Below are 10,531 nucleotides of genomic sequence, written 5' to 3' on the forward strand. Positions count from 1 at the left end.
AGCTTGCTAAAGTGTGAAACATTTGCTAAAATAATATCAGATTGTATTGTCAGAAGAAGATGGGGGAATTTCACAATTCTCCCATTTGTCATATATTGAAAAGAATGGAGAGGTGAACAGATTGTTATCCAACCAGATTTTACAGAGAACAATCAATGAAATAGGGGATATCATCGAGTGTAACTGTTCCATCTGGAACACAGACGGAGTGATGCTTGCAGCTGTAGGTAAGGAGAAGCCTGCAGTAAAAAAAGCTGTCTGCTCATTTTTAAAAGAGCTGGAGGTTACCGGCGTATCGGAGGAGCACCTGGATGAATGCTATGGTCTGTTTCCGGTTTATGATGATGATGAACTGACTTATATTTTCGTGATCGAGCACAATAATGAGATTGATGTGCATACCAGCGGACGCTTAAGTGTCTGCCAGCTGGAGAGCCTTTTAAGATCCGGAAGCGAACGTCTTGACCGTAACCGTTTTATCCAGAACCTGCTCCTGGATAACCTGCTTCTCGTAGATATCTACAACCAGGCGAAAAAGCTTGGTATTACAGTTGAGCAGCGCAGAGTCGTCTATCTGATCGAACCGAAGAATCCGGATGACACGATCGTCCTGGATATGATCCGTGGGATTTATTCCTCGGGAACCGGTGATTTTGTTACTGCCGTAGATGAGGGACATATTATTCTGATCAAGTCCCTTGACAGTACGGATGATTATGATACGATCCGTTCGACTGCCGATATGCTGGTGAATGCGATCAACACCGAAGCTATGGTCAATGTCCGGCTTTCCTTCGGAACCATCATTCCCGAACTCAAAGAGGTCTCACAGTCTTACAAAGAAGCTGGCATGGCTCTGGATGTGGGACGTATCTTCTATCCGGAACGCAATATTTTATCCTACCGCGAACTCGGTATCGGACGGCTGATCCACCAGCTTCCCGTTTCCTTATGCGAGATGTTCCTGGAAGAAGTATTTGCCGGAAATACCGTTGATCAGTTTGACGAAGAAACCTTATCCACAGTTGATAAATTTTTTGAAAACAGCCTGAATATTTCGGAGACAGCGAGACAGCTTTTCGTCCACCGGAATACGCTCGTCTACCGGCTGGAGAAGATCCAGAAGCAGACCGGGCTGGATGTCAGAGTCTTTGAGGACGCCCTGACATTTAAGATTGCTCTGATGGTCGCAGACCACATGAAATTCATAGAAAACAGAAAATAGGAGGACATGATATGGTGAAATTATACGAAGGCGGTGCCTATCTTTTACACGGTACTGAGGTAATTGCAGATGCACCCGATGCACTTGCTGCCGTAAAAAGCAAGACAGGTATTGAGACAACAAAAGAAGCTGCTGCAAAAGAAACAATGGCTTATGGGATCTTAAGTGCGCATAATACTTCCGGTAATATGCAGCAACTTCAGATCAAATTTGACAAGCTGACTTCGCACGACATTACCTTTGTCGGAATCATCCAGACTGCAAGAGCATCCGGACTGGAGAAATTCCCGATCCCTTATGTTCTGACCAACTGCCATAACTCTCTGTGTGCAGTCGGCGGTACAATCAATGAAGATGACCACATGTTTGGACTGACCTGTGCGAAGAAGTACGGCGGTGTCTATGTTCCGCCTCATCAGGCCGTTATCCACCAGTTTGCCCGTGAAATGCTCGCAGGCGGCGGCAAGATGATCCTTGGTTCTGACAGCCACACCCGTTATGGTGCACTCGGTACCATGGCAATGGGAGAGGGCGGACCGGAACTTGTAAAACAGCTTCTGAACAAGACTTATGATATCAAGATGCCGGGCGTTGTCGGAATCTATCTGGACGGCGAACCGATGAAAGGTGTCGGACCGCAGGACGTTGCCCTTGCGATCATCGGCGCAACCTTCGGCAATGGCTATGTCAATAACAAGGTCATGGAATTTGTCGGACCTGGCGTTGGCAAATTAAGTGCAGACTTCCGTATCGGAATCGATGTTATGACGACAGAGACAACCTGCCTCTCTTCTATCTGGAGAACCGATGACAAGATCAAAGAGTTCTACGATATCCACGGAAGAAGTGATGACTTCAGGGAACTGGAGCCTGGCGCAGTCGCTTACTATGACGGTCTTGTATACGTCAATTTGAGCGAGATCAAGCCTATGATCGCCATGCCGTTCCATCCGTCCAATGTCTACACCATCGAGGATGTCAATGCCAACCTTGCAGATGTTCTCCACGATGTAGAGCAGCGCGCGCTGGTAAGCCTGGACGGTGCTGTGGATTACTCTCTTCAGGACAAGATCGTAAATGGTAAGCTTTATGTCGATCAGGGTATCATCGCAGGCTGTGCCGGCGGCGGTTTTGAAAATATCTGTGCTGCCGCAGACATCATCCGTGGCAAATACATCGGATCAGATGAATTTACCTTCAGTGTTTACCCGGCAAGTACACCGATCTACATGGAGCTTGTGAAAAATGGTGCGGTTGCTGACCTGATGGAAGCCGGTACGATCGTGAAGACTGCCTTCTGCGGACCGTGCTTCGGTGCAGGGGACACTCCGGCAAACAATGCATTTTCCATCCGTCACTCTACCCGTAACTTCCCGAACCGTGAAGGAAGCAAGCTGCAGAGTGGACAGATCGCATCTGTTGCCCTTATGGATGCACGTTCCATTGCCGCAACTGCTGCGAACAAAGGTTTCCTTACTCCGGCAACAGATTTTGATATTGAATACAAGAACCCGACCTACCACTTTGATTCCAGAATTTACGCCAACCGTGTATTTGACAGCCACGGCGTTGCTGATCCTTCGGTTGAGATCAAATTCGGACCGAACATCAAAGACTGGCCGGCAATGAGCGCTCTTCCTGAGAATCTGATCCTGAAGGTCGTATCTGAGATCCACGATCCGGTTACAACGACAGACGAACTGATCCCGTCCGGCGAGACTTCTTCTTATCGTTCCAACCCGCTTGGACTTGCTGAATTTGCACTTTCCAGAAAGGATCCTGCCTATGTAGGACGCGCGAAAGAGGTCCAGAAAGCCCAGAAAGCGATTGAAGCAGGTACTTGTCCACTGGATGTACTGGATGAATTAAAACCGGTGATGGCAGCAATCCAGAAGTCTTATCCGGAAGTCGGCAAAGGAAATATCGGTGTCGGAAGTACCATTTTCGCGGTCAAACCTGGTGATGGTTCTGCCCGTGAGCAGGCTGCTTCCTGCCAGAAGGTCCTCGGCGGCTGGGCGAATATCGCGAATGAGTACGCAACCAAACGTTACCGCTCGAACCTGATCAACTGGGGCATGCTTCCGTTTATTACCGAAGAGGAACACACAAAGCTTTCTTTCAGGAACGGTGACTATCTCTTCGTGCCGGATATCCGCAAAGCAGTAGAAGATAAAGTTTCCACGATCAAGGCTTATGTCGTAGGCGATGATCTGAAGGAGATCGATCTGAAGCTCGGTGATCTGACGGATGCAGAACGTGAGATCATCCTCAAAGGATGTCTGATCAATTATTACAGAGGTTAATTTTTCTCAGACAATGATATGATTTAAAAGGGACGGAAATTTTTCTGTCCCTTTTTGCAACACTTCCGACTTTTTTATACTCTTATATACAAAGAACCTGTTATGAGAGGAGGGACCTTATGATCGATGCAATTGCATTTAAAGAATTATATAAGACGGTTTATCAGGATCTGTATCGTTTTGCGCTCTGCATGATGCATCATCCGCAGGATGCAGAAGACGCCGTCAGTGAAGCCGTTCTTTCCGCCTATGAGAACATACATAAATTACGCAAAGAATCAGCATTCCGTTCCTGGATCTTTCAGATTCTGGCAAATGTGTGCCGCCGGAAGTTAAAGAGCCGTGAACGGACCGAGACCGAGCTGAAAGAAGATCATGCTTCTGCCACATACTGTGACGGACTCCGCACAGATGTGGAACGTGCTTTTCTTATTCTCGATGAAGACGATCAGCTGATCATCGGCTTATCCGTCTATGGCGGTTACAACAGTAAAGAGATTGGAAAAATGCTAAGGCTGAACCCGAATACAGTCCGCTCCCGCAGAAAGCGTGCCCTCGAAAAGATGAGCTGGCTTCTGAAAGAGTAGGATAAAAGAGTAATAGGAGGTGTTTCATATGACAGATCACGAAAAAGAAATACTGGATAAAATAAAACAATCTACGGAAAAAACTCCTGTTCCGGAAAGCCTTGCACCGGATCAGATTATGAAAATGCTGGAAGAGCATAACCGCACTCAGGCTTCCAGACATATCCCGAAAAAGCATGGATTTTCCCGCGGCCACCGGATGCGCGGAGGACTTATCGCTGCCGCACTGATACTGGTTGTCGGCATTGGCGCCCACATCCGCCAGCAGAATCTTTCTTCAGACTCAGCCACTTCTTCCACAAAAGGCAGTTCTTCAATCGGTACATCCTCCGGTAAGCTTGCCTCTTCCGATACTTTAGAGACTGCAACCGATTATGATGAAGTCTACACATACCTGCAATCTTATCAGGATGAGTTGGATTCTTCATCTGTTACCGGTTCAACCGACAGCGGAATTGTCATGTATTCAACTGAAACAGCTGACAGTGGTGCACGCACCGATAGTTCCAGCTCCTCTTCGGATTCTTCAACAGCCTCTGCACGTGCTGTGGATACTTCATTTTCCGATACCAACGTCCGCACAGAGGGTGTCGGTGAAGCAGACATTGTAAAAACGGATGGAAGTTATCTTTATACACTGAAAGCAAACTCACAGGAAATTTCCATTGTAGATATCCGGTCTGATCAGATGAAGGTTGTTTCCGGTATTTCGCTGAATGAGAATTTTCAGGCATCCGAATTTTACCTGAGTGACCAGAAGCTTTTTGTCCTTGGCAACATGCAGAACACGCAGGTTGATTCTGACAGTAAAACCTTGTACCGCGGCAGCTGTACCCGTATCCAGACTTATGATCTGGCAGATATCAACAATCCGAAATCCATCGGAACCGTGGATCAGAGTGGTTACTACCGCACTTCACGTTTTAAAGACGGATATCTGTATGTATTCAGCGACTATTATATTTACGATACGATCACCAAAAAAGATTATCCTTCCTATGTTCCGCTTGTTGGTGACAATCTTCTGAAGCAGTCGGATATCTATCTCCCGACGAACCATGCAGCAGACCAGTACCTTGTTGTCAGCTCCGTTTCCGCTTCCAGTCCGGATGAGGCAGCAGACCAGAAAGCAGTCATGTCTGAGAATGGCGAAGTCTATGTGAGTGAGAACAACATTTATATTTACGAGTATGCGAACAGCAGTATCCTCGCAGATAATCTTGCGGCAAAGAATCAGACGATCCTCCGCAAGCTGTCTTACAATAAAGGAAAACTTTCCGGCTCTGCCCAGGGCAAAGTAAAAGGATATCTGAACGATTCCTTCAGCATTGATGAGTATGACAATACGTTGCGGCTGGTGACAACGGTTACGCATAATGTCGGAAGCTCTTCACAGTCCAATGCAGTCTATGTGCTGGATGCAAATTTGAAAACAATCGGTAAGATCGAGGATCTTGCCAAAAATGAACAGATCTATTCCGCAAGATTTTTGGGCGATACCGGTTACTTTGTAACTTATGAACAGACAGATCCTTTATTCTCCGTAGACTTTTCCGATCCGGAGAATCCGAAGATCCTTGGCAAGCTGAAAATTCCCGGCTTTTCGGAATACCTGCATTTTTACAGTGATAACCTGCTTCTTGGCATCGGTATGGATACCGATGAAAATGGCATTACAAACGGGGTAAAAATCTCCATGTTTGATATCAGTGATCCTTCGGATGTGAAGGAAGTCAGCAAGTACACACTGGATCAGTACTATTACTCGGATGTTTTTTCTGACTACCGTGCAGCACTGGTTGATCCGGAAAAGAATCTGATCGGCTTTCCGCTTTCCGGATCTGCCAACCAGTATGTGATCCTTTCTTACGATAAAGATCAGGGTTTCCAGGTACAGATGCAGGAGGAAGTCAACGGTAATTCTTATCTTGGAACCCGCGGTATGTATGCAAACGAAAAGTTCTATGTGATCAATGGAAATGCAATTGAAGCATACCGGATGGGAGACTATGTGAAGATAGATGATCTGCTGCTATAGTGCAGCTTTGCAGAAGGAGCTGCCGCTCCGCATGCTTTGTACACCATTCCACATCATTGTATACACCAAAATCGTATATAATCGAGTAGGCTGACTCCTACTCGATTCTTATACTTTGTACATCATCTCGTTTAACAGCTCGATGATGTACATTCGCCAAATGCAGATCCTTGTGCAAGCACAAATCTGCACTTGGCTCATCGTATACACAAAAACAGGTGCCCACTGGGATATATCACTAAGATATACTTACGTGGACACCTGTTTTATATTTTCATTTACCTGTTATTCCACACCGTTAAAGCAGTAGGTACATACCTGGCATGCATCAATCCCGATTGATTTGATCAGATCATCCAGTCTGTGATAACGAAGTGAAGTGAAATTCTGTCTCTTGCGGATTTCCTCCAGCATTGCTGCATACCGGTCACTGTTCGGATCCGCATATTCACCCAGTACATTGACATCATTGTCGCCTTCCCACTCACGGATGATCCTTCTTGTGATCAGATCCAGGTCTGATTTGGAACGGGAGAAGTTTAAATATTTGCATCCGTACAAAAGCGGTGGACATGCCGGGCGGACATGCACTTCTTTTGCGCCACTCTGATACAGGAACTCTGTCGTCTCACGGAGCTGTGTGCCACGCACGATAGAATCATCGATCAGCAGCAGGCTCCTGTCTTCGATCAGACTATGTACCGGAATCAGTTTCATTCTGGCGATCAGATTACGCTGACTTTGTGTTGTCGGCATGAAGGATCTTGGCCAGGTCGGAGTATATTTGATAAATGGTCTTGCATACGGAATACCTGATTCATTTGCATAGCCTATCGCATGAGCGATACCCGAATCCGGAACTCCTGCAACAATATCCACATCGATCGAATGGTCATCTCTCTGTGCTAAAAGCTTTCCACAGTTGTAACGCATCTCTTCTACACCAACCCCTTCATAAGAAGAAGTAGGATATCCATAGTATACCCACAGGAACGAACAGATTCTCATCTTTTCACATGCAGGACTTACAGTCTCCACAGATTCCGGTGTCACGTAGACGATTTCCCCAGGTCCCAGCTCTTTGTAATCTGTGTATCCAAGGTTGATATATGCAAAGCTTTCAAAGGAAACGCAGTATGCATTCTCTTTCTTTCCGATCACAACCGGTGTACGTCCGAGAAGGTCTCTGGCTGCATAAATTCCATTCTCTGTCAGAAGCAGAAGCGTCATCGAGCCTTCAACTACTGACTGCACATAACGGATTCCCTCAACAAACGAATCCTTTTTACAGATCAATGCCGCAACCAGCTCTGTAGAATTGATCTGTCCATTGGTCATAGACTGAAAATGTGTATGTCCATTTTCATAAAGATTCCGGATCAGCTGATCCGCATTATTGATCTTACCTACTGTCGTAATTCCAAAGCACCCCAGATGCGACTGGATCAGAATTGGCTGTGGATCATAATCTGAAATACATCCAATTCCAATATTTCCCTTCATTGTATCAACATCTTTTTCAAATTTTGTACGGAACGGCGAATTTTCAATATTATGAATCGCTCTCTTCCAGCCATCACTTCCGTAAGTAGCCATACCTCCGCGGCGGGTTCCAAGATGCGAATGATAATCTGTTCCATAAAAAAGATCCAGATTACATGCTTCTTTTGATGCAACGCCAAAAAATCCTCCCATATCTGTAGGTCTCCTTTCTTTATCCCAATACCATAGCCTGTATTTTTCATCTATTTTTTAGTGTATCATGCATTTATGGACGGAAACAATAGCAAAACCCCGAATATATTGCAAATGGCTATAACTATTTCTAATCGTATTTATAATTGTTTGAATTTTCTGATATATATATTACATTTTCAGTTCTTTCTAATTTTATCAAAATTATTTTAAAATTATATTGACAAATAAGTATTTGGGTGTTATTATTAAGTCAATCCAAAAGAAAAGAAGTTCCTGACGAGAAAGGGAATTTCAAAAAGATATTTTTTTAATCTGTTACATAGTTTCATATATACTCGCCAAGAGTATAAGATGAAGAACCAGATCAGAAAAGGGTAACAAGAATAATTGTTATTTGAAGGTTAGAAAGTTTTAAAAAAGCAACTACACATTTTAGTTATGAGCGTTTTGTAAGTGGAGTGTGTAGAGAACAATTTTTAAAATTGATAATTTATAATAATAAGAGAAAATTGATATCTGACTTCTGAACAGAAAAAAGTATAAGAGAAAAAGAATATCCGGATAAAATTTTGGAACGAGAACGAAAGGAAGGAGGCTTTGACCGTTGGATATTTCATCATCTAAAACTCAATATGTTAATGGTATGGCAAATGTAAATTCCTGTGAGATGAGCCTTAACCATAGATTATAATCCGGTAAGAGAAAAGTTAATGATAAAAAAGGTCGGAGTAGTAGATAAACCGGAAGCGATTATAAGATATAAAAAGATTCAGCATTTGTTGACATATTGAAGTAAATACCACAGTAATTCAAGATCAGAAAATGTGTAAAGAAACATTCATTGATAAGTAAATTTAACAGTGACGAGAAAGCTGATAAATACCAAAATTGGATTACCTGATTATATAAAATAACGAACGATCAGAATTGATCAAAATCGATTCATATGATTTCATTTTTATAAATTTTATAAAATCTGAATATCATATGAAATGCTCAAAGAACTTACAGGAATAAGAATTACTTAATTCCTCCGATATAAAAATAAAAATTACAATTGAATATTCCGAGACAGCCATTCAAAAGATGGCTGTCTCCTTTTTTTCTGTTACCAGCTCCCAATTTGTGAATTTTTTGTAATATTTTTTTAACATTTCTGAAAAATATCAGCCGTAATTTTTGACATTGACAACGCTCTATGATACACTTAGTAAGTAAAATTATAAGACTTTTGTTTTCCGTTTCTGGTACAAAAGTCAGACTTACTGAGGAAAAGTAAAATAATTAATAATAATCATATGAGGTGAGAAACGTTGGATAAATATGAATATCGCGCAAAGACAGAGCAGATGCTTGCGTATGCCGAACAGAAGTCTTACCAGAAAGCGATGTCGATTGCAGATACGATCGACTGGCGTAAAGTAAAAAATACCGCCATGCTCTCTACCGTAAGCGAAATCTATGAAAATGCGGGGGAACTTGGTAAAGCACGTGATACCTTATTTATTGCGTATGATAAAGCACCTTCCAGCAGAAAGGTTGTATACCGCCTGGGAATTATTTCTCTGAAGCTGGGACATTTCGATGAAGCAGCTGATTGCTACGAAGAATTTGTCAAGCTTGCTCCGAAAGATCCAAACCAGTACATTCTCCGGTATAAGATCTTAAAAGCACAGAAAGCGCCAGTCAAAGAACAGATTGAAGCTCTTGAAGATTTCAAGCATTCTGAATACGTTGAAAAATGGGCATATGAACTTGCCAGATTATACGCTGAAGCCGGTATGACTTCCGAATGTCTTGATGAATGTGATGATCTGATTCTCTGGTTCAGCGAAGGTACTTATGTATACCAGGCAATGGAACTTAAAATGAAATACAAACCGCTGACTCCACTTCAGCAGGAAAAATACGATCATCGAAATGATGGTATCGGCCGTAAGGATTCTTCCAAGAGAAAACCTTCCTTCCGAAAATCCAAAGAACGTCCGGCACCGAATCCACGAATTGCAGACAAGGTCCGCAAAGATGTACATGTCACAGACAGTATTGATCTTCCGGATCTTCCAGAGCCAATGGCCCGGACACATGCTTCCGAACCAGAAGCTGAGTCACAGCCAAAAACCCGGATTCGAAGCACTTCCGATATTTCCACAACCATTTCCGGTGCTTCCCTTTCAGATGCCCTGAAAGCCGGTGTTGCCGTTGCAAGTGGTGCAGTTGCTCCTGAATCTGCTTCAGACGATTCACAGATGACCGGTAAGATGAAGATTGAAGAAATTCTTGCCAACTGGGAAGCAACTCAGCGTGAAAATGCAAAGATTCTTGAAAAGAGCCAGGAGGAAGCTGAGAAAGAAAAAGCCCTGCGCGAAAAGAAGAAAGAAGAAGAAGAGGAAGTTCTTGGAGCTACAAAACCAATCCTTTCTGATGATATCCGCAAACTGATGGAACAGCTTGAAAATGGTGAAGAGCCTGAAATCACCGATGAAGATGCTGAAGATTTCGTTGATGATGAAGAGGATGAAGCGACTGAAAGCCCGGAAGATTCATCCAAAGAAGCTTCAGACACTGACGAGGAAGATCCGGAAGAAAATGATTTTGAAGAAATCGTTGACTCCGAAGAAGATGATGAATCGGATGCGGTTTACGATGAAGAAGCTGAATACGAGGATGAAGACGATTC

General features: G+C 43.6%; 6 protein-coding genes. 5 read left to right on the top strand and 1 reads right to left on the bottom strand.

The annotated features are described in order from the left end of the window. Positions 1–121: 121 nt before the first annotated feature. The 4 genes from PGR14_RS08755 to PGR14_RS08770 all read left to right on the top strand — a co-directional run bounded on the left by PGR14_RS08755 (position 122) and on the right by PGR14_RS08770 (position 6,153). On the top strand, positions 122–1,225 hold the full coding sequence (locus PGR14_RS08755) for a PucR family transcriptional regulator (RefSeq protein ID WP_117835936.1): 1,104 nt from the start codon (positions 122–124) through the stop codon (positions 1,223–1,225). Positions 1,226–1,236: 11 nt separating this feature from the next. Continuing rightward, on the top strand, positions 1,237–3,528 hold the full coding sequence (locus PGR14_RS08760; protein ID WP_270223276.1) for a hydratase: 2,292 nt from the start codon (positions 1,237–1,239) through the stop codon (positions 3,526–3,528). 119 nt (positions 3,529–3,647) lie between these two features. Next, positions 3,648–4,115 carry an RNA polymerase sigma factor gene (locus tag PGR14_RS08765; RefSeq protein WP_270223277.1) on the top strand — a complete coding sequence of 156 codons (468 nt, stop codon included), beginning with the start codon at positions 3,648–3,650 and terminating at the stop codon, positions 4,113–4,115. A gap of 28 nt (positions 4,116–4,143) precedes the next feature. Beyond that, complete coding sequence (locus tag PGR14_RS08770) at positions 4,144–6,153, top strand: beta-propeller domain-containing protein (protein ID WP_270223278.1); 2,010 nt, start codon at positions 4,144–4,146, stop codon at positions 6,151–6,153. A gap of 285 nt (positions 6,154–6,438) precedes the next feature. Here the strand turns inward: PGR14_RS08770 and PGR14_RS08775 are convergent, their stop codons facing one another. Continuing rightward, on the bottom strand, positions 6,439–7,848 hold the full coding sequence (locus tag PGR14_RS08775) for an amidophosphoribosyltransferase (RefSeq protein ID WP_055155981.1): 1,410 nt from the start codon (positions 7,846–7,848) through the stop codon (positions 6,439–6,441). Positions 7,849–9,164: 1,316 nt separating this feature from the next. Between PGR14_RS08775 and PGR14_RS08780 the strand changes: the two genes are divergently transcribed. Then, a partial coding sequence (locus PGR14_RS08780) for a tetratricopeptide repeat protein (RefSeq protein ID WP_270223279.1) occupies positions 9,165–10,531 on the top strand: 1,367 nt, incomplete at its 3' end.

Source organism: Coprococcus sp. AF99-45 (assembly GCF_027663865.1).
Taxonomy (GTDB): domain Bacteria; phylum Bacillota; class Clostridia; order Lachnospirales; family Lachnospiraceae; genus Allocoprococcus; species Allocoprococcus comes.